Source organism: Streptomyces alfalfae (assembly GCF_004127445.1).
GTDB classification, from domain to species: Bacteria; Actinomycetota; Actinomycetes; order Streptomycetales; family Streptomycetaceae; genus Streptomyces; species Streptomyces alfalfae.
The window spans coordinates 17998-39302 of record NZ_QEXM01000010.1; the positions used below are offsets into that span (position 1 = coordinate 17998).

Below are 21305 nucleotides of genomic sequence, written 5' to 3' on the forward strand. Positions count from 1 at the left end.
GAGCACCGCCCATGCACAGCCCTCACGATCCGTTCGTACGCGTCCGGGGCGCCCGGGAGCACAATCTGCGGGGCGTCGACGTGGACGTGCCGCGCGACGTCCTCGCGGTGTTCACCGGGGTCTCCGGCTCGGGGAAGTCCTCGCTCGCCTTCGGGACGATCTACGCCGAGGCCCAGCGGCGCTACTTCGAATCGGTCGCCCCGTACGCCCGCCGGCTCATCCACCAGGTGGGCGCTCCGAAGGTCGGTGAGATCACCGGGCTGCCGCCCGCGGTCTCGCTCCAGCAGCGGCGTGCGGCGCCGACGTCGCGCTCCTCCGTGGGCACGGTCACCACCCTGTCCAACTCGCTGCGGATGCTGTTCTCCCGCGCGGGCGACTACCCCGCGGGCGCCGAGCGGCTGGACTCCGACGCGTTCTCGCCGAACACGGCGGCCGGCGCGTGCCCGGAGTGCCACGGGCTCGGCCGTGTGCACCGCACCAGCGAGGAACTGCTCGTGCCGGACGCCTCGCTCTCCATCCGCGAGGGCGCCATCGCCGCCTGGCCGGGCGCCTGGCAGGGCAAGAACCTGCGGGACGTCCTCGACGCCCTGGGGTACGACGTCGACTGCCCGTGGCGCGAGCTGCCCGCGGCCGACCGCGAGTGGATCCTGTTCACCGACGAGCAGCCCGTGGTGACCGTGCACCCGGTGCGTGACGCGGGGCGCATCCAACGCCCGTACCAGGGCACGTACATGAGCGCCCGCCGCTATGTCATGAAGACCTTCGCGGACTCCAAGAGCCAGACGCTGCGCGCCAAGGCCGAGCGCTTCCTCGCGAGCACCCCCTGCCCGCTCTGCGGCGGCAGCAGGCTGCGCCGGGAGGCGCTCGCCGTCACCTTCGCGGGCCGCACCATCGCCGAGCTGGCCGCGCTCCCGCTCTCCGAGCTGGCGGACGTCCTCGCGGGCGCTGCCGACGCCACCGAGGCGGCCCGCGTCCTCACCGGGGACCTGCTCGCCCGCATCGCGACCATCACCGAGCTGGGTCTCGGCTACCTCAGCCCGGACCGCGCCACCCCCACCCTGTCGGCGGGCGAACTCCAGCGACTCCGCCTGGCGACCCAGCTGCGCTCCGGCCTCTTCGGCGTCGTGTACGTCCTGGACGAGCCCTCCGCGGGCCTGCACCCGGCGGACACCGAGGCCCTGCTCGACGTCCTCGACCGGCTGAAGGACGCGGGCAACTCCGTCTTCGTCGTGGAGCACCACCTCGACGTCATGCGCCACGCGGACTGGCTCGTGGACGTCGGGCCGCGGGCCGGCGAGCACGGCGGCCGGGTGCTGCACAGCGGCCCGGTGGCGGACCTCGAAGCCGTCACGGAGTCGGCGACGGCACGCTTCCTCTTCGACGACGCCCCCGCGCCGGCACGCGAAGTGCGGGCCGCCGCGCGCCGGCTGAAGGTCGGCCCGGTCACCCGGCACAATCTGCGGGCGGTGACGGCGGAGTTCCCGCTCGGCGCCTTCACGGCGGTCACGGGTGTCTCGGGCTCGGGCAAGTCCACCCTCGTCGGGGAGATCACCGAGGAGCTCGACGGCGTCGGCCGCCTCGTCCGGGTCGACCAGCGGCCCATCGGCCGCACGCCACGCTCCAACCTCGCCACCTACACGGGCCTCTTCGACGTCGTGCGCAAGGTGTTCGCGGCCACGGATGAGGCGCGGGAGCGGGGGTACGGCGTCGGCCGGTTCTCCTTCAACGTCGCGGGCGGGCGGTGCGAGACCTGCCAGGGCGAGGGCTTCGTCAGCGTCGAACTGCTCTTCCTGCCGAGCACCTACGCGCCGTGCCCGGACTGCGGGGGCGCCCGCTACAACCCGGCGACCCTCGACGTCACGTACCACGGGAAGAACATCGCCCAGGTGCTCGACCTCACCGTGGCGGCCGCGGCGGACTTCTTCGCGGACACCGGCACGCCCGCCGTGGTCCGCAGCCTGCGCACGCTCCTGGACGTGGGGCTCGGCTATCTGCGGCTCGGCCAGCCCGCCACGGAGCTGTCGGGCGGCGAGGCCCAGCGCATCAAGCTGGCGAGCGAGCTGCAGAGGGCCCGGCGCGGCCACACCCTGTACCTCCTCGACGAGCCGACGACGGGGCTGCACCCGGCCGACGTGGAACTCCTCACCCGCCGGCTGCACGAGCTGGTCGACGCCGGGAACTCGGTGGTCGTGGTCGAGCACGACATGGCGGTCGTGGCGGGCGCGGACTGGGTGATCGACCTCGGCCCCGGCGGCGGCGACCGGGGCGGGGAGATCGTGGCGCAGGGTCCCCCGGCCGAGGTGGCCCGCGCCGGGGGCGGCCGCACCGCGCCGTATCTGGCGCGGGCCCTGGGACAGACCCAGAGGTGATCACCGGACGCGGTGGGCTTCCCGCGGCCCCGCGGCCCGCAGACGGTCCGCGAGCCGCAGGGAGCGCTCTGCGAGCCGCGCGCCCGAAAGGGGCGCGGGCGCACGGCGCGACAAGCCACGGACCACCCCGCGCCGGACGACGAGGGCTCAGCGGCCGACCTTCCGGGTCGCCCGCAGCCACTCCTTGTTCATCGCCGAGATGGACGGCAGCGGAATGCCCTTCGGGCAGGCCGTGGCGCACTCGCCGGTGAGCGTGCAGCCGCCGAAGCCCTCCTCGTCCATCTGCGCCACCATGTCCAGGACCCGTGTCTCCCGCTCGGGCGCACCCTGCGGCAGCACGTTGAGGTGGTTGACCTTGGCCGAGGTGAACAGCATGGCCGAGCCGTTGGGGCAGGCGGCGACGCAGGCCCCGCAGCCGATGCACTCGGCGTGCTCGAAGGCGGAGTCGGCGTCCGGCTTCGGCACGGGCGCGGCATGGGCCTCGGGCGCGGAGCCCGTGGGGGCGCTGATGTAGCCGCCGGACTGGATGATCCGGTCGAAGGCCGAGCGGTCCACCACCAGGTCCTTGACGACCGGGAAGGCGGAGGCGCGCCACGGCTCGATGTCGATGGTGTCGCCGTCCTCGAAGGACCGCATGTGGAGCTGGCAGGTGGTGGTGCGCTCGGGGCCGTGGGCGTCGCCGTTGATGACGAGCGAGCAGGCGCCGCAGATGCCCTCGCGGCAGTCGTGGTCGAAGGCGACGGGGTCCTCGCCCTTGACGATGAGTTCTTCGTTGAGGGTGTCCAGCATCTCCAGGAAGGACATGTCCCTTGAGATGCCGTCCACCTCGTAGGTGGACATCGCGCCGTCGGCGGCGGCGTTCTTCTGGCGCCAGACGCGCAGGGTGAGCTTCATGCGTAGCTCCGCTGAGTGGGGTGGACGTACTCGAAGACGAGGTCTTCCTTGTGCAGGACGGGGGCCCCGCCGGTGGTGGTGAACTCCCAGGCGGCGGCGTAGGAGAACTCCTCGTCGACGCGGGCGGCCTCGCCGTCGGGGGTCTGGGACTCCTCGCGGAAGTGGCCGCCGCAGGACTCGGCGCGGTGCAGGGCGTCGAGGCACATCAGCTCGGCGAGTTCGAGGTAGTCGACGACGCGGTTGGCCTTCTCCAGGGACTGGTTGAACTCCTCGCCGGCGCCGGGGACCTTGATGCGGCGCCAGAACTCCTCGCGGATCTGCGGGATGCGCTCCAGGGCCTTGCGCAGCCCCGTCTCCGTACGGGCCATGCCGCAGAACTCCCACATGACCTCGCCGAGTTCGCGGTGGAAGGAGTCGGGCGTGCGGTCGCCGTCGACGGACAGGAGCAGGTTGAGGCGGTCCTCGGTCTCGGCCACCACCTCCTGCACGGCGGGGTGCTCGGCGCTGACCTCGTCCTGGTGCGGGTGGCGTGCGAGGTAGTCGTTGATGGTGGAGGGGAGCACGAAGTAGCCGTCGGCGAGGCCCTGCATGAGCGCGCTCGCGCCGAGCCGGTTGGCGCCGTGGTCGGAGAAGTTGGCCTCGCCGACGGCGAAGAGGCCGGGGACGGTGGTCTGGAGGTCGTAGTCGACCCAGAGGCCGCCCATCGTGTAGTGCACGGCGGGGTAGATCCGCATGGGCACCTCGTAGGGGTTCTCCGCGGTGATCCGCTCGTACATCTCGAAGAGGTTGCCGTACTTCTCCTCGACCGCCTTCCTGCCCATCCGCCGGATGGCGTCGGCGAAGTCGAGGTAGACGCCCTGGCCGCCGGGGCCGACCCCGCGCCCCTCGTCGCACACGTTCTTCGCCGCGCGCGAGGCGATGTCGCGGGGCACGAGGTTGCCGAAGGAGGGGTAGATCCGCTCCAGGTAGTAGTCGCGCTCGTCCTCGGGGATCTTGTTCGGCGGGCGGTCGTCGCCCTTGGCCCTGGGCACCCAGATGCGGCCGTCGTTGCGCAGGGACTCGCTCATCAGGGTGAGCTTGGACTGGTGGTCGCCGGTGCGCGGGATGCAGGTGGGGTGGATCTGGGTGAAGCAGGGGTTGGCGAAGTACGCGCCGCGCCGGTGAGCGCGCCAGACGGCGGTGGCGTTGGAGTTCATGGCGTTCGTCGACAGGTAGAAGACGTTGCCGTAGCCGCCGGAGGCGAGGACCACCGCGTCCGCGAAGTAGGTGTCGATCCTGCCGGTGATCAGGTCGCGGGCGACGATGCCGCGTGCCCGCCCGTCGACCACGACGAGGTCGAGCATCTCCGTGCGGGGGTGCATCTCGACGTTCCCGGCGGCGATCTGGCGGCTGAGCGCCTGGTACGCGCCGAGGAGGAGCTGCTGTCCGGTCTGGCCGCGGGCGTAGAAGGTGCGGGACACCTGCACGCCGCCGAAGGAGCGGGTGTCGAGGAGCCCGCCGTACTCGCGGGCGAACGGCACGCCCTGCGCGACGCACTGGTCGATGATCTCGACGGAGATCTGCGCGAGGCGGTGCACGTTGGACTCGCGGGCGCGGAAGTCGCCGCCCTTGACGGTGTCGTAGAAGAGGCGGTGGACGGAGTCGCCGTCGTTGCGGTAGTTCTTCGCGGCGTTGATGCCGCCCTGCGCGGCGATGGAGTGGGCGCGGCGCGGTGAGTCCTGGTAGCAGAACTGCACGACGTGGTAGCCCTGTTCGGCGAGGGTGGCCCCGGCGGAGCCGCCGGCCAGGCCGGTGCCGACCACGATGACGGTGTGCTTGCGGCGGTTGGCGGGGTTGACCAGCTTCGCCTGGAAGCGGCGGGTGTCCCAGCGGTCCGCGATGGGCCCGTCGGGGGCCTTGGCGTCGGCGAGCGGTTCGCCGGTGGTGTAGTCGGCGTATGCGCTGGAGTGATTCATGGGTCAGCTCACCAGTCCGGTCATGACGGCGACGGGTACGGAGACGAAGCCCGCGGTCAGCACGAGGGCGAGGCCCGTCGCGAGGGGCTTGAGGACGCGGTCGCGGGTCGCGGTGCCGACGCCCAGGGTCTGTGCGGCGCTCCACAGTCCGTGTCGGACGTGGAAGCCGAGGGCGGTCACGGCGACGAGGTAGATGACGTTGCCGTACCAGGTGGAGAAGGTGTCGATCACGTTCTGGTACGGGCGCAGGTGCTCGTAGCCGCCGGGGTGCACCGTGCCGGTCGTCAGGTCGAGGATGTGCCAGACGATGAAGAGGCCGAGGATGACTCCGCCCCAGCGCATGGTGCGGGTGGCGAAGGTGGCGCCGCGCCTCTTGTGGACGTACGAGGTGGGGCGGGCCCTGATGTCGCGGCGGCTGAGCTGGTAGGCGGACGTGGCGTGGGCGACGACGGCGGCGACGAGGACCACGCGGACCAGCCAGAGCGTCCACTCGTAGTGCAGGAAGGGCTCGCCGAGCGTGCGCAGCCAGTGCGCGTAGCGGTTGATCTCCTCGGGCCCGAAGAAGATCTTCAGGTTCGCGAACATGTGCGCGAAGAGATAGAGCAGCATGATCAGACCGCTCACCGCCATCACGGTCTTCTTGCCGATGGTGGAGTCCCAGAGCGTACGGGTCATGGACGGCCGTTTGTCCGTCCGCGTTGCCAGAGCCATGTCAGGGACCGTACGGCCGTGGTCCCTGATCGGTCCAAGACATGGCTCGGCTGATGTTGATAGCCCAAAGCTATCGACGCACGTATCGTGCCGTGTATGCAGTTCCAGCAGCTCCAGTATTTCGTCGCGGTCTCCGAGACCCGGCACTTCACACGCGCCGCCGAGCGGGTCCACGTCGCGCAGCCGTCGCTCTCCCAGCAGATCAGGGCCCTGGAGAAGGAGCTGGGCGCGGAGCTGTTCAGCCGGGCCCGCGGCAACATCGCGCTCACCGACGCCGGCGAGGCCCTGCTGCCGCTGGCCCGCCGCATCCTCGCCGACGCCGACACCGCCCGCATCGAGGTGCAGGAACTCGCGCAGCTCCGCCGCGGCCGCATCCGCCTGGGCGCGACGCCGAGCGTGTGCACGGGCCTGCTTCCCGAAGTGCTGCGCGCCTTCCGCGACCGCCACCCCGGCATCCAGCTGCTCGTCGAGGAGAGCGGCTCCCACGACCTGGTCCGCGAACTGGCGCGCGGCGCCCTGGACCTCGCCCTCGTGGTCCTGCCGCTGCCCTCGCCGTCGCCCGCGCTGACCACGGTGGAGCTGCTGCGCGAGGACCTGGTGGTGGTCTCGTCACCCCGCGAACGCGGCCTGGGCAGGAGAGTGCGGATCGCCGACCTCCAGGGCGAGCGCCTCGTGATGTTCCGCCACGGCTACGACCTGCGGGAACTCACCGTCGCCGCCTGCCGCGCGGAGGGCTTCGAGCCGGAGTTCGCGGTGGAGGGCGGCGAGATGGACGCGGTCCTCGGCTTCGTCCGCGCGGGCCTCGGCCTGGCGGTCGTGCCCCGCATGGTCGCCGAGCGCTCCGGCGCCGACCTGCGGATGACGCCCCTGGCGGGCCCGGGCCTGCACCGCACCATCGCCCTGGCCCACCGCAGCGACGTCGCCCCGCCCCGCGCGGCACGGGAACTGCAGCGGATGCTCCTCGATCGCTGAGTCAGCCGCCCCCGGCGCGTTGCCGCAGCCGTCCCGTCACCGGGTCACGCCCCGTCAGGCAGTAGACGCCGCCCGCCGGGTCCCGCATCACCAGCCAGTGCGTGCCGCGTGACACGAACGTCGCGCCGTGGCTCTCGTGCCAGGCGCGCACCGCGTCCGGGTCCCCGCAGGACAGGTCGAGGTGGGCGCCCGCGGGGCCCGGGGTGTCCAGTCGCTGGAGGAGCAGCCGGACCGGCACGTGCGCGGGCGGCTCCAGGTCGAGGAACTCCGGGCGGGTGCCCGGGACCTGCCGCCAGGCCGTGAGGGCCGCCCAGAACGCGACCTCCCTGTCGTACGCCTCCGGGGGCACGTCCAGGCACACCTGGTCCAGGAGGCTGAGGGTGCCGTCCGGCGCGGCGTTCGGCGCCGGAAGAAAGGACTCGCCCGCCCAGGCCACGAGGCAGAACGACTGGCCGCCCGGTGAGCGGAGCACGTCGAGACCGGGCTCCGCGTGGACCGGGACGGCGCCGAGCCGCCGGGCCTCATCGGCCGCGGCGGCGAGGTCGTCCACCGCCAGGTCGAGGTGCGCGCCGCCGGGGCCCGCCGCCACGGCCTGCGCCTTCAGCGACGCGTCGGCGGGACCGTGCGGCAGCAGCGTCACGAACTCGCCGCCCGGTCCGCGGGGCGCGGACGGACGGGTGCCGGTGACCGCGGTCCAGAAGGCGCACGCGCGGGGGAACGCCGCGCGCGGCCGGTCGATGAAGGCGTACGCCCAACGGATCACGGCTCAGCCCGTCGCGTCGAGGAGCGCCAGCTGGTGCAGGCGGTCCGGCGGGCCGGGACGGGCGTAGTACCAGCCCTGGGCCGTGTCGCAGCCCAGCTCGCGGAGCTGGTCGGCCTGGTGCCCCGTCTCGACGCCCTCCACCGTGACCGCGAGGTCCAGGCTGTGGGCCAGCGCCACGATGCCCTCGACGATCTTCAGGTCGACGGGGTCGGCGGGGAAGTGCTGCATGCCCTGCGTGAAGGAACGGTCCAGCTTGAGGACGCTCACCGGCAGCCGGCGCAGGTTGGCGAGGTTGGAGTAGCCCGTGCCGAAGTCGTCGAGCGCGATGTCCACGCCCATCTCGGCGAGCCTGCGCAGCGGCTTCAGCAGGTCGTCGTCGGCCCCTATCAACGCGGACTCGGTGACCTCCAGGCAGAGCGCGCCCGGCGCGAGGCCCTCGCGCTCCAGGATGTCGACCGTGTCGGAGACCAGGTTCGGGTGGGTGAGCTGCATGGGCGAGAGGTTCACGTTGACCCGCAGCGGCCCGGCGCCGCTGTGCCGGGCCTCCCACGTCCTGGCCTGGCGCACCGACTCCTCGAGGACCCAGCGGCCGAGCGGCACGATGAGGCCGGTGTGCTCGGCGAGCGGGATGAACCGGTCGGGGCCGATGATGCCGTGCTGCGGGTGCAGCCACCGCACCAGCGCCTCGGCGCCGCGCACGCTGCCGTCGCCGAGGTGCACGAGCGGCTGGTACTCGATGAAGAACTCGCCGCGCTCCAGGGCCGCGGGCAGCGCCGTGGTCAGGCCGTGCCGGGTGATGGCGCGGGCGTCGGCCTCGGGGTCGGCGAGTTCGTAGCGGTTGCCGCCCGCGGACTTCGCGCGGTACATCGTGATGTCGGCGCTGCGCAGCACCTCTGCCGCGCCGCGCTCGCCCGCGGGGCCCTCGACGATGCCGATGCTGCCGCGCACGGTCAGCTCGCGGCCGTCGACGCGGACCGGGGTGGCGAGGGCGTTCATGATGCGGCCCGCGAGCTCGTCGACCTCGGTCTCGGTGTCGGGCCCGGTGGTGAGCGCCACGAACTCGTCGCCGCCGAGGCGGGCCACCATCTCGCCGGGCGCGGTCGCGCAGGACTGCAGCCGGTCGGCGACCTCGACGAGCAGCCGGTCGCCCGCCGCGTGGCCGAGGCTGTCGTTGACGGTCTTGAAGCCGTCGAGGTCGAGGTAGCAGAGCCCGAAGCGGGCGTCCTGCCCCGCGGAGAGCGCCTTCTCCAGGCGCTCGAAGAACAGGGTGCGGTTGGGCAGACCGGTGAGCGCGTCGTGCGTCGCCTCGTACCGCAGGCGCAGATTGAGCAGGCGGCGCTCGGTGGTGTCCTCCATCAGCGCGAGCTGGTACTGCGGCACACCGTCGGCGTCCCGCAGCAGCGACACCGTCAGGTTGGTCCACAGGACCGTGCCGTCGGGGCGGTAGAAGGCCTTCTCCACGCGGTAGTGCTCGCGCTCGCCGCGCACCAGCTCCTCGTAGAGCCGCCATACGTGGGGCGAGTCGTCGGGGTGGGTCCACTCGCCCACGTTGCGCCCGCGCAGATGCTGTTCGAGGCCGCCGAACATGCGGACCAGCGCGTCGTTGACCTCGAGGACCGTGCCGTCGAGGTCCGCGATGCCGATGCCGATCGCGGCGCCGTGGAAGACCGCGCGGAAGCGTGCCTCGCTGGCGTGCAGGGCCTCGGCGACGGCGCTGCGCGCGCTGAGGGCGGCGCGGGAGATCGCCTCCTGCTCGGCGAGGGTGCGCTCCCGCAGCGCCTGGGCGAAGCCCGCGGCCAGGGAGTGCTGGATGCGCGCGCAGCGGGCCCGCAGCTCCTCGCGGGGCCCGTCGCCGCCGCAGTACAGGACGAGGTAGGCCTCGACGCAGTCGAGCGTGCGGCTGAGCGCCTCGGGCTCGGTGCAGTGCGTGCCGACCAGCGCGGCGCCGACGGCCTGGCCCTCCGCCGCGTCGAAGACCCGGGCCTGGAGGGCGTCGCGCAAGCGGCGGGCGAGCGGCACCAGTTGCAGTTCGAACTCCGGCCGCGTCAGCGAGGTCGCCGTGGCGGGGAAGATCGCCCGGCTCCAGATGGTCGCGAACCTGCGCAGTCTTCCCTCGGGCCCGTCCGGCTCGCCGTTCAACGCTTCCGCCCCACGCCCGCGAAGCCCGAGAAGGAATACGGATCCTCCTCCTCGGGCGCGGTGTCGGGCCGCCAGTGCGGCATCGGCACCAGGCCGGGTTCCACCATGTCGTATCCCTCGAAGAACCGTGCGATCTCGTCGCGCGAGCGCATGATCAGCGGATTGCGGATGTCCTTGTATACACCGACCGTCCGGCCGGCCTGCTCGGGGGGAACCGGAATCCCTTCGTACGAGGCGTGGGTGAGGACGATCAGGCTGCCGGGGGCGAGCCCGTCCCGCAGCTCGGCGACCGCCGCACAAGGATCGTACGCGTCCTCGACGAAGTGCAGGACGGCGACGAGCAGAAGCGCCGTCGGGCGGTCCAGGTCGAGCAGCGCGCCGACTTCGGGACTGCCCAGGATGTCCTGCGGTTTGCGCAGGTCGGCGGTGATGACCCCGGCCCGGTCGCAGCCGTCGAGCACCGCCTTGCTGTGGGCGACGGCCACCGGGTCGTGGTCGACGTACATGACGCGCGCCTCGTCGCCGGCCCGCAGCGCGACCTCGTGGACGTTGCCGAAGGTCGGGATGCCGGAGCCGATGTCGAGGAACTGGGTGACGCCGTGCGCCATGGCGTAGCGCACCGCGCGCCGCATGAAGGCCCTGTTCGCCTGCATGACCTTGGGCAGGCCCGGCATGTGCTCCATGGCCTTGCGGGCCGCCTGCCTGTCCACCTCGAAGTTGTGCGAACCGCCCAGGTAGTAGTCGTAGATGCGGGACACGCTCGGCATCGAGATGTCGATGCCCGGCGGGGCCCAGGCGGGACGCTCCATCAAGACTCCAAGACGTAGGGGACGCGGGCGATCCGTTGTTCGAGGGTGAGGCTACTGATCGCCCGCCAACGGAGCGAGTCAAAACGGAAATTGGCCGTCCGTTCTCGGTCACTGCCGTTGGCACGTGCCCTGCGACACACCGCGACCGGCCCGTCCCGCCTCGTGATGAGGGGGACGGGCCGGCCGGACCCGTGGGGGGCTACTCGGGGGCTCCCACCGCCTTGCCGTCGGGGCTCGCGGCGTACCAGGCGCCGCCGACGCCCTGCCCGTTGGTGTCGCCGGGCTTCTTGTCGCCGGAGAAGGTGTACAGCGGCCAGCAGTCGATCGTCTGCTGCTTGCCGCCGTCCGGGCGGTCGTAGGTCATGTAGCCCTTCTTCCGGACGCCCTCGGCGTCGGCCTCGGGCACGGGAGCCACGGCGGGCCACTTCTCGGCGCAGGCGCCCACGCAGTTCGACTTGATCGGCCAGGCCGAGTCCTTGGTGAAGCGGTAGACGGTCATGCCGTTCCTGTCGACGACGATCTCGCCGAGCTCGGGGTCCTCGCGGGTCGACAGGCCCGCGGGGTCGGCGGGCGCGGTCCCCGCCGGAGCGGGCCCGGCCGCCCGCGCGGACGCCTTCTCGCCGTCGGGGGCCGCGGCGTGCCAGGCGCCCCCCACGCCCTGCCCCTTCGCGTCGCCGGGCTTGGTGTCCTTGGCGTAGCGGTACATCGGCCAGCCGTCGATGGTGAGCTGCTTGGCGCCGTCCGCGGCCGTGACCTCGCCGAGCAGCGACTCGTCGACGCCCGGTGCGGCCTTGGCCCCGTCGGCGGCGACGACCGGCCACGCCGCGAGGCAGGCCGCGTCGCAGGTGGACTTGGGCGGCCGGGCGCTGTCCTTGTCGAAGCGGTAGAGCGTGAAGCCCTCGCTGTCCGTGACGACCCGGCCGAGCTTCTTGCTCTCCCACACCGCCAGTTGTCCGGCGGCCTTCGGCTCGGCCGCGGCCTCGTCCTTGGCGGCGCCGTAGTCGTCGCCCGCGCTGTAACCGTCCTTGGCGGGCGCCTCGTTGCCCACGTTCCGGCCGTTCGGGGACTGGTCGCCCTTCTCCTGTCCGCACGCCGTCGCCAGGGCCAGCAGGGCCGCAGCCGTCGCTACGAGCGAGGCGCTCCGCCTGGCCCGGTGTGTGGGTTGCCGCATCTTCGAACTCCCGCTGTCCACTGGGGTTTTCGTGGCGCCTGTTGACGTCACGCATGGCCCTAGGTACGGGCGGGGGCCGCGGGGGCGTTCAACGGGGCCGCAAGATTCTTTGTGTCGAGGGGTGCGCCGGGAGGGGGCGGCGAACCGGGTTCCGCGCCGCCAAACCTCCCGGCGGCACGTCTCCTTCCTTCGGGTCATTCCGGGGCGGTAACGGCGCGCCGGGCTCGCCCGCCGCCCATGATCTCCGTCGTGCACGGAACTTTTCGGGGCTTACGGCCCCTGGTGACCCGCGTGTTGGCGCTCCTGGCACTGGCGTTGCTGCTCGGCGCCCCCGCGGCCGCCGGCACGGCCGCGGCGGGCGACTGCGGCTACGCCTCGATCGACCAGGGCGGCGGCGCCGGCGGCGACAACTGGGCCGTGGCGGGCGACGGCGACCACTGCCACCCCGGCCCCACGCACCGGCCGAAGCCGCCCCCGCGCCCCGAGCCGCCGCCTCCCCCGCCGCCACCACCCGCGCCTCCGCCGCCCCCACCGCCCCCGAGGCCGGAGGCCCCCGAGCCGCCGCCCGCCCCGGCGCCTTCGCCGACCCCGACGCCGGCGCCGACTCCACCGCCGCGCACGCCCGCGCCCGCGCCGTCCGCGCCCCCCGAAGCGAAGCCCGAGCCGAGGCCGAAGCCGAAGCCGACTCCTTCCAGAACGGCGGAAAAGCCGCAGCCGGTGGCCTACCCCTCGTATCGACCCCAAGCGCGCACGGCGCCGCCCCGCGGCGGCCCGTCCATCGTCACGCTCACCCTGCTCATCACGGCGCCCGCGGTGCTCGCCGCCGCCGCGCTCCGCCCGCGCTGACCGCCGGAGGTCCCCATGTCGGAATGGCTTGTTCTCACCCTCGCGATGGTGGCCGCATGCGGTGTCGTGCTCATCGTGACGCTCCTGCGGCACCGCAAGACCGGTGAGGACTACGACGCGTCGGACACCCCCGACGTCATCGAGTACATGACCATGATGATCGGCGTCGTCTACGCCATCGTCCTGGGTCTCGCCATCGCGGGCGTCTGGGAGGCCCGCGGCGCCGCGCAGGAGTACGTACGCCAGGAGGCCCAGGCGCTGCACGAGGTCTCGGAGCGGGCGGACGCCTATCCGGACGACGTCCGTGACCGTATTCGTGCCGATGTCCACACCTATGTCAGCCATGTCGTCACCAAGGAGTGGGACACCATGGCCGACAAGGGCGAACTCACCGACCGAGGACGCCAGTTGCTCCGCCAGGTACGGCAGGACGTCACCGACTACCGGCCGAAGTCGGACTTCGAGGCCCAGACGTACCAGCCGCTCATCGACGCGGTGGCGGCGGCGGACGACGCCCGCAGTTCCCGCGCGGACAGCACGGGCGCGACCATGCCCGGCGTGGTCTGGTTCGGCCTGGTCATCGGCGGGCTCATCACCATCGGCATGATCTTCGCCCTGCAGATCCGCCGCACACCGCGCGAACTGATCCTCGCCGGCATCTTCTCCGCGCTCTTCGCGTTCCTGCTCTTCCTCATCTGGGACTTCGACTCCCCCTACAGCCGGGGCGTCGCCGCGGGCGCGGAACCGCTGCGGGAACTGCTCGCGCAGCTCGGCGGCTGAAGCGGGCGGGGCCGCCCCGCCGCCACGGTGGCCGTGAATGACGATGCGCCGCGGGCCTCCGCGGCGCATCCTGTATGCCATGCCCTGGCAGACACCGATCGTCGTCCACCCGCCCGCCCCCGACGGCGGGCGGCGGGTCACCGTGCGCGGCGGCGACGCCGGATTCGCCCGCAGCGACCGCGAACTCGTCGCACTCCTGTGCCGCGCGGGCCTCGGCGAGGCCGACGTCGCCCTCGACGACCCGCATCTCGTCGAGTGGCGGGGCGGACGCCACGGCTGGACGGCTCCGGGAGACTGATCTGCCGGACCTCATCTCACCGCCACGGGGCGTGGCCTGCGGGTCAGCGCCACGGGGCGGGCCCGGCGGGTCACCGCCGCCGCGCCTCTCACACCGGCCGCTCACCCATGCCGCCGCGCCGGCACATTCGCCCGGTCGGCGGTCGCCGTTACCCCGTTCGCACGACACCGATCGCGGCCCGCACGGTACCTACCTAGCGTTTCCGGCATCGAGGTGCATTTCAGGCGACAGCGGAAGAAGGTCCGCAGCTGCTCCTCGGAGACACCGGAGGATCACCATGCGCGCGATACGCGTCGCTTCGGCCGCCCTGCTCACCGCTTCACTCCTGACGCTCACGGTCCCGCCCGCCTCGGCGGCCGTCACGGGCGAGGAGAACAACGACATCACGTCGTTCGGCTTCCGCGTGACCCCCTCGACCATCGCCGCGGGGGGCCAGGTCACCCTCGGCGTCGACAGGTGCGACGGTGACACCAAGATCACATCCGGCGTCTTCGACGACGCCCACATCCCGCGCGGCCAGTCGTCCACCACCGCCCAGGTGTTCTGGGACGCCAAGCCCGGCGCCATGTACGAGGTGACGTTCGACTGCAAGGGCGAGATCGGCAAGACCGACCTCACCATCGCCACCGGCCGGGACGGCGGCCAGGGCAGGCCGGAGCACCACCGCCCCGAGCACTCGGCCCACAAGGGCGTGAAGGCGGGCACCGGCGGCAGCCTCGGCGGACTCGACGCCCAGGAGATCGCCCTCGGCTCCGCGCTGATCCTCGGCGCGATCGGCGCCGCGTACTACAAGGCCCGCCGCCGCACCGGCGAGGACAGCTCCTGAAGGACGCCGGCGTCCGCCCCCGGGGCGTCTTGAGGTCCCCGGGGGCTCGCGCCCAGATCCTCTTCCCGGATCGGCCCGTCAGATCTTCTTCTCCGCCCGGCGGCGCATCCAGAACACCGTGCCGCCGACCACGGCCGCCCCCACCAGGGCGCTGCCGATCGCCATGTCCGTGGTGGTCGCCCCGGAGTGCGTGCTGCCGCCGAAGCCGCCGCGCACGCCGCCGTGGATGACGGTGAACGCGGCCGGGCGGGTGAGCGTCTTGCCGCCGCAGTGGGCCGTGATGTCGTACGAGCCGGGGGAGGCGTTCCGGTGCACGACGGCGGTCGCGCTCGACGTGGTGCTGTTCTTGAGCGCGTGCAGGTCGGCGTCCGCGAAGGCGCGCGAGGTGACCTTGCCGCCGCGCTGGCAGGACGAGCCGTCGACCGTCACCGTCAGCTGCCCGCCCCTGGGGATCACACTGGGCATCGCCACGATGTTGGTCGGGTCGGCCCACGCCGACGCGGCCGGGGCTGCGAGCCCGACGACGGCGCCGGCCGCGGCCGCGACCGCGAGGGCGCGCGTTGTTCGCATACGAGAGGTACGCATGGCAATCCTCCGCGGAAGACGCCCCGGGGATACCGTCCCCGGTCGATCGGCGAGAGCGCCTCCCGGTCCGACCCTGGGACGCCGGGTACCCGCCCGCATGTCGGCGCTCGGCCGTCCTGGTGAGACGACACGCCGGGGCGTGTCCGCGCGACCCGGCATCGTCGCAGGTCACAGACCGTCACAGATTTCCGCTCGGGGCCGACACGGATGGCGCACCGCTCCCGCGCGGGCCACCCGTTCGCCCCCGCCCTTTCGCACGCCGCGCGCCCCGCGCTTAGCGTTCTCGTACGCGCAACGGACGCGGCGCGCAGCCGCGTTGAGAGGGGACAGAGATGCCTTCGCCCCAGCCCGCCGACGACGATCGCAGGTTCAAGGAGGAGGAGAGGCAGAAGAAGCGCGCCCCGTGGGGTGTCATGGCGCTTGTCCTGCTCACCGGCCTCGCGCTGATCCGCAACGGATCGGGGGAGTTCGACGTCGGCCCCCCGCAGCCCGCGTCCGCCGCGGCGGCGGACCACACCCCCGAGGCGCGGCCCGGCGCCCCCGCCCCGCTGGCCTTCTCCCCCGCCGACCGGATCCGCATCAAGGGCATCCAGGTGGACGCGCCGATCGTGCCGGTGGGTCTGGACCCCGAGGGGTGGGTGGACGCACCGCCGCCCGAGGACCCGAACCTCGCGGGCTGGTTCACCGGTGCCGTCGCGCCCGGCGAGAAGGGCACGGCGGTGGTCGTCGGCCATGTCGACAACCAGCAGGGACCCGCCGTCTTCTACGGTCTCGGCTCCCTGGAGAAGGGCAACCGGGTCGAGGTCAGGCGCGAGGACAGGAAGTCCGCGGTCTTCGAGATCTACGGCATCGAGGTGTTCTCCAAGGAGAACTTCCCCGGCAGCCGGGTCTACGGGAACAGCGGCGCCCCCGAGCTGCGCGTCATCACGTGCGGCGGCGGTTACTCCGAGCAGACCGGCTACGACGGCAACGTCGTCGTGTTCGCCCGCCTGGTCGAGGTGCGCTGACCCCGGCGGGCGGCGCCTCGGCGTCGCCCCGTGGCGGCTCACACCTGGTGGCGGTTCGGCACCGTGAGGTGGTAGCCGGAGTCGAGCAGTTCCGGCAGGTAGTCGCGGAGGGCCTCGACCGTGCCGGTGCGGTCGCCGCCCGCGTCGTGCGAGAGCACCACGACTCCGGGCGCGGCCCCCGCGCGCACGCGGCGGACGATGGCCTTGGCGCCCGGCTCGGTCCAGTCCAGGGTGTCGACGGTCCAGGCGAGCGGTTCCATGCCGAGTTCGGCGCCCAGCTGGAAGACGTTGCGGTTCCAGGCGCCGTAGGGGGCCCGGAACCAGGCGGGGTACTCACCGACGATGTCCTCGACCACGTCACAGGTGCGTTCGATCTCGTCGCGCGTCGAGGAGCGGTCGAGCCGGGTCAGCAGGGGGTGGGTCCAGGTGTGGTTGCCGATCACGTGGCCGTCGTCGGCCATCTCGCGCAGCAGGTCCCTGTTGTCGGCGGCCATCTCCCCGCACACGAAGAACATGGCGCGCACGTCGTGCTCGCGCAGCGTGCGCAGGATGCCGGGGGTGTAGCGGGGGTCGGGCCCGTCGTCGAACGTCAGCACCATCGAGCGCCGCCGCCCGTCCACCCGCAGGATCGGCGCCTCGCGCACCCGGGGCAGGGCGCGGCCGGCGCGCGGGGGCCCGTTCCCGGCGAAGGGCTGGAGGCGGTACGCGTAGGGCCGGTGCGCCCGGGGGGCCACCGGTGCGCCGGCGGCGGGGCTGCCGGCGGGCGCGGAGGCCCCGGGACCGTCCGCGCAGCCCGCGGTCGCGGCGAGGCCCAGGGCCGCGGCGGCGCGGAGCAGCAGCCTGCGCCCCGGGGTCGGCTCATCGTCTTTCATGAGTTATCCGTCGCACGGCCGATGACCGGCACGGCACACCAACACGGGGCGCCCGCGGAATGCACCCGATCAGACGCGGCGGCCACCGGGCGGGGGCGGCGGAAGGGGACGGCTGCCCGCAGGGCCTTTCAGCCGCTCCGCTAACCTCTCGGCGTGAGTGATGACCAGTCCCACCAGTTCGAACGCGGCACCGACGGGCCCAAGGTGATCGTCGTCGGGGTCGACGGCTCCGCGTCCTCCCTGCGCGCCGCCGCGTATGCCGGAGGGCTGGCCCGGCGGCAGCGGGCCCTGCTCGCCGTCGTCTACGTCCAGCCGGTGATGGCGGCCGGGGCGGCGCTCGGCGCGCCGATCGCCGAGACCACCGACGAGATCGCCGAGGGGCTCATCACCGAGATCCGGGAGGCGGCCGAGCGGGTGAAGGACATATTCGCCGTCCGGTGGGAGTTCCACACCTTCCGCGGCGACCCCTACAGCGGTCTCGTCACCGCCGCCGACGACCTGAAGGCCGACGCCGTCGTCGTCGGCGCCTCCGAGCAGGCGGGCCACCGCATCGTCGGCTCCGTCGCCGTGCGGCTCGTGAAGGCGGGGCGCTGGCCCGTCACGGTGGTGCCGTGAACGGCGTCATGCGTGGTGCCGTGAGCCGCGCGGGTGTGGCGTCTTCCGTACGGGGCCCCGCTGGGCCATCATGATCCGCCATCGGCCGGTCGCGTTCGCGAAGAGGTGGAGCTCATGGCGGAACTCCGGAGGGGCAAGGGCGTACTGCGCCGCAAGCCCATCGAGCACATCGACGACTCGGAGGCCTCGGGCGGCGGGCTCGCCCGCTCGCTCGGTCTCTGGCAGCTCACCGCGATCGGGGTCGGCGGCATCATCGGCGCCGGCATCTTCACGCTGGCGGGCACCGTGGCGAACGAGAAGGCCGGACCCGCGGTCCTGATCTCGTTCCTCATCGCGGGCGTCGCGAGCGCGGCGGCGGCGTTCTCGTACGCCGAGTTCGCAGGGCTCATCCCGAAGGCCGGGTCGGCGTACACGTACGGCTATGTGGTGCTCGGCGAGATCACCGGCTGGTTCATCGGGTGGGATCTGCTCCTGGAGTACACGGCGATCGTGGCGGTGGTCGCGATCGGCATCTCCGGCTACTTCAACTTCCTCCTGAACGACATGGGCGCCGAGCTGCCCACGTGGATGCTGGGCGCGCCCGGCACGGGCGACGGGCACAAGGTCGACCTCTTCGCGGCGCTGCTCTGTCTGCTCATCGCGTATCTGCTCACGCTCGGGATCAAGAACGCGGCGCGCTTCGAGATGGTCGTGGTCGTCCTGAAGGTCCTGGTCGTGCTGGTCGTGATCGGCGTCGGCTTCTTCCATGTGAACACCGGGAACTACCAGCCGTTCTTCCCCTTCGGCGTCAGCGGCGCGTTCACGGGCGCGGCGACCGTGTTCTTCGCGGTCTTCGGCTACGACGCGATGAGCACCGCCGCCGAGGAGTCCAAGGACGCCCAGCGCCACATGCCGAAGGCGATCCTCTACTCGCTCGCCGTCTCGATGGTGCTGTACGTCCTGGCGTGCCTGGTGCTGACCGGCATGCAGGACTTCAAGGACATCGACCCGGAGAGCGGGTTCTCCAGCGCCTTCAAGTCGGTGGGGCTCGGCGGGCTCGCCGACGTCATCGCCGTCGGCGCCATCATCGGCATCCTCACCGTGATGTTCACGTTCATGCTGGGCGTGACGCGTGTGTGGTTCTCCATGAGCCGCGACGGGCTGCTGCCCAAGTGGTTCGCGAAGACCCACGCGACCCGGCACGTGCCGACGCGGGTGACGTGGATCGTCGGTTTCGCGTCGGCCGCCATCGCCGGGTTCCTGCCGATCGGTGAGGCGGCCGAGCTGACCAACATCGGCATCCTGCTGGCCTTCGTCGTGGTGTGCGTCGCGGTGATCGTGCTGCGCTACCGGCAGCCCGACCTGCCGCGCACCTTCCGCTGCCCGGGAATGCCGGTGGTGCCGGCGATCGGTGTCGTCTTCTCCATCTGGCTGATCACGTTCCTGCAGTGGCAGACCTGGGCCCGCTTCGCCGTCTGGTTCGCGGTCGGTCTGGTGATCTACTTCGCCTACTCGTACCGGAAGTCGGAGCTGGCGAAGGCGGAGCGCGCCGACGGGAAGTGACGCGCCGTCGTCCGCGGCGGGCGGGCGGCGCCTACTGGCCCATCTCCAGGCCGCTCTCGCCCGCCCCCCTGCTCAGGACGATCCGGCGGATGCGGTCCCGGACGGCGGACACGTCCGCCCCCTGGGCCAGGGCCTTGTTGAGGTTGACCACCCGCATGACGCGGGTGTCGAACCACATCGGGATGAACTCCGCCTTCCGCACCACCCATCGGCCGCCGGGCTCCGCGGGCGGGGCGAAGGTGAAGCGGCCGATGGAACCCTGGTTGCCGCGCGGGTCGCGGACGCCTTGGTGGTTGATCATGAGGTTGGCGATCTGGTCGCCCATGCCGTAGACGACCCAGGTGCCGTTGACCTTCTCGTAGGCCTGGGGGACGTGCGCGTGGGTGCCGATGACGAGGTCGATGTCCGGGCGCGTGCCCGTGCGGGAGGCCGTGAGCCGTTCGCCCAGGGTGAGCTGGCGCCGGTCGGGGGCGTCCTGCCACTCCGTGCCCCAGTGCATGCTGACGACGACCACGTCCGCGCCCGCCCTACGGGCCGCCCGCGCGTCGGCGACGATCTTCTCGCGGTCGATCAGGTCGACCGACCACGGCTTGCCCTTGGGCATCGGAGCGCCGTTCGTGCCGTACGTGTACGCGAGCTGCGCGACCTTCGCGCCGCCCGCCCGCAGCCACGCGGGCTCCTTGTCCTCGGCGGCGGTGCGGGCCGTCCCCACGTGCGCGATCCCCGCCTCGTCGAGGGCGTCGAGCGTGCGGCGGATGCCGGCCGCCCCGTCGTCCAGGGAGTGGTTGGAGGCGGTGGAGCAGGCGTCGTACCCGGTGGTCTTGAGGGCGCGGGCCACCTGGGGCGGGGACTTGAAGGTGGGATAGCCGGTGTAGTCGCCGTTCGCCCCGTACACCGTCTCCATGTGGCAGATCGCCAGGTCGGCCTTGGAGACCACCGGTTTGGCGCCCGCCAGCATCGGCGCGAAGTCGTAGCCGTCGCCGCCCGCGTCCACCTCGGCCTGGCGGATGAGCGCGGCGTGCGGCAGCACGTCGCCGGAGGCGACCAGGGTGAAGCCGCGCTCCCCGGCCGTGCTGCCGGCCGCCGGGTGGCGGTCCGCTTCCGGGGCGGAGCCGCTCGGTGACACCCACCAGGCGGCCCCGTCGCCCGGCTGCGCCGAGCAGCCCGCGGCCACCAGGGCCGCCGTCGCCACGGTCGCCGCTCGCCGGATCCGCCCCTTGACTGCTGTGCGCCCTGGGGCGCCCGAGGCACGAGTGTCCCGTGAACTGCCTGCGCGCTGCGTCATCGATCTGGCTCCGTCGATAGGGCGATATCCGGCCAGATAAATCCACATACGTACTTAATGATTAATCAAGGAGCAATGCCGTCGCAGTCCCTGAAACGGAGTCAAACCGCCGACCCCTGTGACGCGAACAACACGACCCCGCCGACCTGCGGTGAAACCGTGGGCCGGGTCAAAGCTCCGTAAAGCGCCTTGCTCCGCACCCCCTTCGGGTAATCGGCTGTCCTCATCCGTGTTCCGGGGTGGGGGCCAGAGGCCGGTGACGCGCACGGACCGGAGGAAGGCGGAGCTGGATGCTGCACGAGAGCAGAGGAAACACGGAAGGCCCCCAGGACGGCGGACTGGCGGTGCCCATGGCGTGGTTGTACGCCGAGTACATCGCCGACGAACTGCTGCGCACGGGCGATCTCATGCCGCCCACGTCGTTCGAGTACCGCGCCGGGCGCGACGCGCTCGCCCTGACGGTCTTCCTCTCGGACCACCGGGGCGAGCTGTCCGGCATCCGGGTCATCACGCAGATGGAGACCTGGCTCTCCCTGACGGAGTACGACCAGCTCTGGCTGGACTGGGTGCGGGAGCGGATGGCGCTGCTCCTGGAGGACGCCGAAGCCGCCGACGGCCCCGGACCCGACCTGGAGCTCGCGGAGCTGGCCTGGCGGTGGCTGGAGGAGACCGAGCTGCTCGCGCCCGACCTGGACGCGGTGCCGGGCGGCGGGGCGCTGCCGGGCGAGGAGGACGGGCCGAAGGTGTGGACGCCGGCGTGGCGGCTCGGCCTGCCGCTGGGACACCTGGCGATCCACCTGTTCTGAGCGGCGCTCCCGGGCCGCCCTCGTACCGGCCGCGGGCGCGTCCGCCGGAGCCGTGGCAGC

At 72.5% G+C, this 21305-nt stretch carries 20 protein-coding genes; 10 read left to right on the forward strand and 10 right to left on the reverse strand.

The features are described 5' to 3' along the window. Positions 1–11: 11 nt before the first annotated feature. Positions 12–2369, forward strand: a complete 2358-nt coding sequence (locus DCW30_RS02510; protein WP_076682864.1) for an ATP-binding cassette domain-containing protein — start codon at positions 12–14, stop codon at positions 2367–2369. A gap of 147 nt (positions 2370–2516) precedes the next feature. On the opposite strand, the gene DCW30_RS02515 is transcribed toward DCW30_RS02510, so the two are convergent. Genes DCW30_RS02515 through DCW30_RS02525 form a run of 3 tightly spaced genes read right to left on the reverse strand, consistent with a single transcriptional unit; the run spans position 2517 to position 5929 of the window. Further along, a complete protein-coding gene (locus DCW30_RS02515; protein ID WP_076682866.1) occupies positions 2517–3263 on the reverse strand; it encodes a succinate dehydrogenase/fumarate reductase iron-sulfur subunit in 747 nt (248 codons plus the stop codon). Next, positions 3260–5218, reverse strand: coding sequence for a fumarate reductase/succinate dehydrogenase flavoprotein subunit (locus tag DCW30_RS02520; RefSeq protein ID WP_076682868.1), 1959 nt, complete (start codon positions 5216–5218; stop codon positions 3260–3262). The genes DCW30_RS02515 and DCW30_RS02520 overlap by 4 nt, the downstream gene beginning before the upstream one ends. A gap of 3 nt (positions 5219–5221) precedes the next feature. Further along, positions 5222–5929 carry a succinate dehydrogenase gene (locus DCW30_RS02525; RefSeq protein WP_076682870.1) on the reverse strand — a complete coding sequence of 236 codons (708 nt, stop codon included), beginning with the start codon at positions 5927–5929 and terminating at the stop codon, positions 5222–5224. Positions 5930–6025: 96 nt separating this feature from the next. Between DCW30_RS02525 and DCW30_RS02530 the strand changes: the two genes are divergently transcribed. Further along, positions 6026–6901 (forward strand): LysR family transcriptional regulator, encoded by an 876-nt coding sequence (locus tag DCW30_RS02530; protein ID WP_062781599.1) that lies wholly within the window; start codon positions 6026–6028, stop codon positions 6899–6901. Position 6902: 1 nt separating this feature from the next. Here the strand turns inward: DCW30_RS02530 and DCW30_RS02535 are convergent, their stop codons facing one another. From DCW30_RS02535 to DCW30_RS02550, 4 genes are all read right to left on the reverse strand, one after another. Beyond that, positions 6903–7664 carry a VOC family protein gene (locus DCW30_RS02535; protein WP_076682872.1) on the reverse strand — a complete coding sequence of 254 codons (762 nt, stop codon included), beginning with the start codon at positions 7662–7664 and terminating at the stop codon, positions 6903–6905. 3 nt (positions 7665–7667) lie between these two features. Further along, positions 7668–9803: a putative bifunctional diguanylate cyclase/phosphodiesterase gene (locus DCW30_RS02540; protein ID WP_062781591.1), complete on the reverse strand. Its 2136-nt coding sequence runs from the start codon at positions 9801–9803 to the stop codon at positions 7668–7670. Continuing rightward, the gene (locus DCW30_RS02545) at positions 9800–10612 is read right to left on the reverse strand and encodes an SAM-dependent methyltransferase (RefSeq protein ID WP_062781588.1); all 813 of its coding nucleotides are present in this window, start codon (positions 10610–10612) and stop codon (positions 9800–9802) included. Before DCW30_RS02545 ends, DCW30_RS02540 begins: the two co-directional genes overlap by 4 nt. Positions 10613–10811: 199 nt before the next feature. Then, entirely contained in the window at positions 10812–11783 is a 972-nt protein-coding gene (locus DCW30_RS02550; protein WP_076682874.1) for an SCO0930 family lipoprotein, read from the reverse strand. A 291-nt stretch (positions 11784–12074) separates the two neighbouring features. Here DCW30_RS02550 and DCW30_RS02555 point away from each other — a divergent pair, with 291 nt between their 5' ends. The 4 genes from DCW30_RS02555 to DCW30_RS02570 all read left to right on the forward strand — a co-directional run bounded on the left by DCW30_RS02555 (position 12075) and on the right by DCW30_RS02570 (position 14533). Then, positions 12075–12629 (forward strand): hypothetical protein, encoded by a 555-nt coding sequence (locus DCW30_RS02555; protein WP_198505342.1) that lies wholly within the window; start codon positions 12075–12077, stop codon positions 12627–12629. Positions 12630–12644: 15 nt separating this feature from the next. Continuing rightward, entirely contained in the window at positions 12645–13409 is a 765-nt protein-coding gene (locus tag DCW30_RS02560; RefSeq protein ID WP_076682878.1) for a bestrophin-like domain, read from the forward strand. Positions 13410–13488: 79 nt separating this feature from the next. Further along, positions 13489–13707: a hypothetical protein gene (locus DCW30_RS02565; protein WP_076688549.1), complete on the forward strand. Its 219-nt coding sequence runs from the start codon at positions 13489–13491 to the stop codon at positions 13705–13707. A gap of 277 nt (positions 13708–13984) precedes the next feature. Further along, the gene (locus DCW30_RS02570) at positions 13985–14533 is read left to right on the forward strand and encodes a hypothetical protein (protein ID WP_076682880.1); all 549 of its coding nucleotides are present in this window, start codon (positions 13985–13987) and stop codon (positions 14531–14533) included. A gap of 78 nt (positions 14534–14611) precedes the next feature. Here the strand turns inward: DCW30_RS02570 and DCW30_RS02575 are convergent, their stop codons facing one another. Next, positions 14612–15103 carry a hypothetical protein gene (locus DCW30_RS02575; RefSeq protein WP_062778132.1) on the reverse strand — a complete coding sequence of 164 codons (492 nt, stop codon included), beginning with the start codon at positions 15101–15103 and terminating at the stop codon, positions 14612–14614. 347 nt (positions 15104–15450) lie between these two features. Here DCW30_RS02575 and DCW30_RS02580 point away from each other — a divergent pair, with 347 nt between their 5' ends. Continuing rightward, the gene (locus DCW30_RS02580; RefSeq protein WP_076682882.1) at positions 15451–16125 is read left to right on the forward strand and encodes a class F sortase; all 675 of its coding nucleotides are present in this window, start codon (positions 15451–15453) and stop codon (positions 16123–16125) included. 38 nt (positions 16126–16163) lie between these two features. On the opposite strand, the gene DCW30_RS02585 is transcribed toward DCW30_RS02580, so the two are convergent. After that, positions 16164–16997, reverse strand: coding sequence for a polysaccharide deacetylase family protein (locus DCW30_RS02585; RefSeq protein WP_076682884.1), 834 nt, complete (start codon positions 16995–16997; stop codon positions 16164–16166). 153 nt (positions 16998–17150) lie between these two features. Here DCW30_RS02585 and DCW30_RS02590 point away from each other — a divergent pair, with 153 nt between their 5' ends. Then, complete coding sequence (locus tag DCW30_RS02590) at positions 17151–17612, forward strand: universal stress protein (RefSeq protein WP_062778125.1); 462 nt, start codon at positions 17151–17153, stop codon at positions 17610–17612. Positions 17613–17726: 114 nt separating this feature from the next. Next, a complete protein-coding gene (locus DCW30_RS02595) occupies positions 17727–19154 on the forward strand; it encodes an amino acid permease (protein ID WP_076682886.1) in 1428 nt (475 codons plus the stop codon). Positions 19155–19185: 31 nt separating this feature from the next. Here DCW30_RS02595 and DCW30_RS02600 read toward each other — a convergent pair whose 3' ends face one another. Next, positions 19186–20439, reverse strand: a complete 1254-nt coding sequence (locus tag DCW30_RS02600; RefSeq protein ID WP_079249885.1) for a CapA family protein — start codon at positions 20437–20439, stop codon at positions 19186–19188. A 290-nt stretch (positions 20440–20729) separates the two neighbouring features. Here DCW30_RS02600 and DCW30_RS02605 point away from each other — a divergent pair, with 290 nt between their 5' ends. Further along, positions 20730–21245, forward strand: coding sequence for a hypothetical protein (locus DCW30_RS02605; protein WP_062778121.1), 516 nt, complete (start codon positions 20730–20732; stop codon positions 21243–21245). Positions 21246–21305: the final 60 nt, after the last annotated feature.

Bases quoted from the DNA above. Each gene is read 5' to 3' on its own strand.
- DCW30_RS02530 (WP_062781599.1), top strand. From the start codon at position 6,026: ATGCAGTTCCAGCAGCTCCAGTATTTCGTCGCGGTCTCCGAGACCCGG.
- DCW30_RS02575 (WP_062778132.1), bottom strand. From the start codon at position 15,103: ATGCGAACAACGCGCGCCCTCGCGGTCGCGGCCGCGGCCGGCGCCGTC.
- DCW30_RS02510 (WP_076682864.1), top strand. From the start codon at position 12: ATGCACAGCCCTCACGATCCGTTCGTACGCGTCCGGGGCGCCCGGGAG.
- DCW30_RS02525 (WP_076682870.1), bottom strand. From the start codon at position 5,929: ATGGCTCTGGCAACGCGGACGGACAAACGGCCGTCCATGACCCGTACG.
- DCW30_RS02580 (WP_076682882.1), top strand. From the start codon at position 15,451: ATGCCTTCGCCCCAGCCCGCCGACGACGATCGCAGGTTCAAGGAGGAG.
- DCW30_RS02585 (WP_076682884.1), bottom strand. From the start codon at position 16,997: ATGAAAGACGATGAGCCGACCCCGGGGCGCAGGCTGCTGCTCCGCGCC.
- DCW30_RS02605 (WP_062778121.1), top strand. From the start codon at position 20,730: ATGCTGCACGAGAGCAGAGGAAACACGGAAGGCCCCCAGGACGGCGGA.
- DCW30_RS02515 (WP_076682866.1), bottom strand. From the start codon at position 3,263: ATGAAGCTCACCCTGCGCGTCTGGCGCCAGAAGAACGCCGCCGCCGAC.
- DCW30_RS02560 (WP_076682878.1), top strand. From the start codon at position 12,645: ATGTCGGAATGGCTTGTTCTCACCCTCGCGATGGTGGCCGCATGCGGT.
- DCW30_RS02595 (WP_076682886.1), top strand. From the start codon at position 17,727: ATGGCGGAACTCCGGAGGGGCAAGGGCGTACTGCGCCGCAAGCCCATC.
- DCW30_RS02600 (WP_079249885.1), bottom strand. From the start codon at position 20,439: ATGACGCAGCGCGCAGGCAGTTCACGGGACACTCGTGCCTCGGGCGCC.
- DCW30_RS02565 (WP_076688549.1), top strand. From the start codon at position 13,489: ATGCCCTGGCAGACACCGATCGTCGTCCACCCGCCCGCCCCCGACGGC.
- DCW30_RS02545 (WP_062781588.1), bottom strand. From the start codon at position 10,612: ATGGAGCGTCCCGCCTGGGCCCCGCCGGGCATCGACATCTCGATGCCG.
- DCW30_RS02550 (WP_076682874.1), bottom strand. From the start codon at position 11,783: ATGCGGCAACCCACACACCGGGCCAGGCGGAGCGCCTCGCTCGTAGCG.
- DCW30_RS02570 (WP_076682880.1), top strand. From the start codon at position 13,985: ATGCGCGCGATACGCGTCGCTTCGGCCGCCCTGCTCACCGCTTCACTC.
- DCW30_RS02520 (WP_076682868.1), bottom strand. From the start codon at position 5,218: ATGAATCACTCCAGCGCATACGCCGACTACACCACCGGCGAACCGCTC.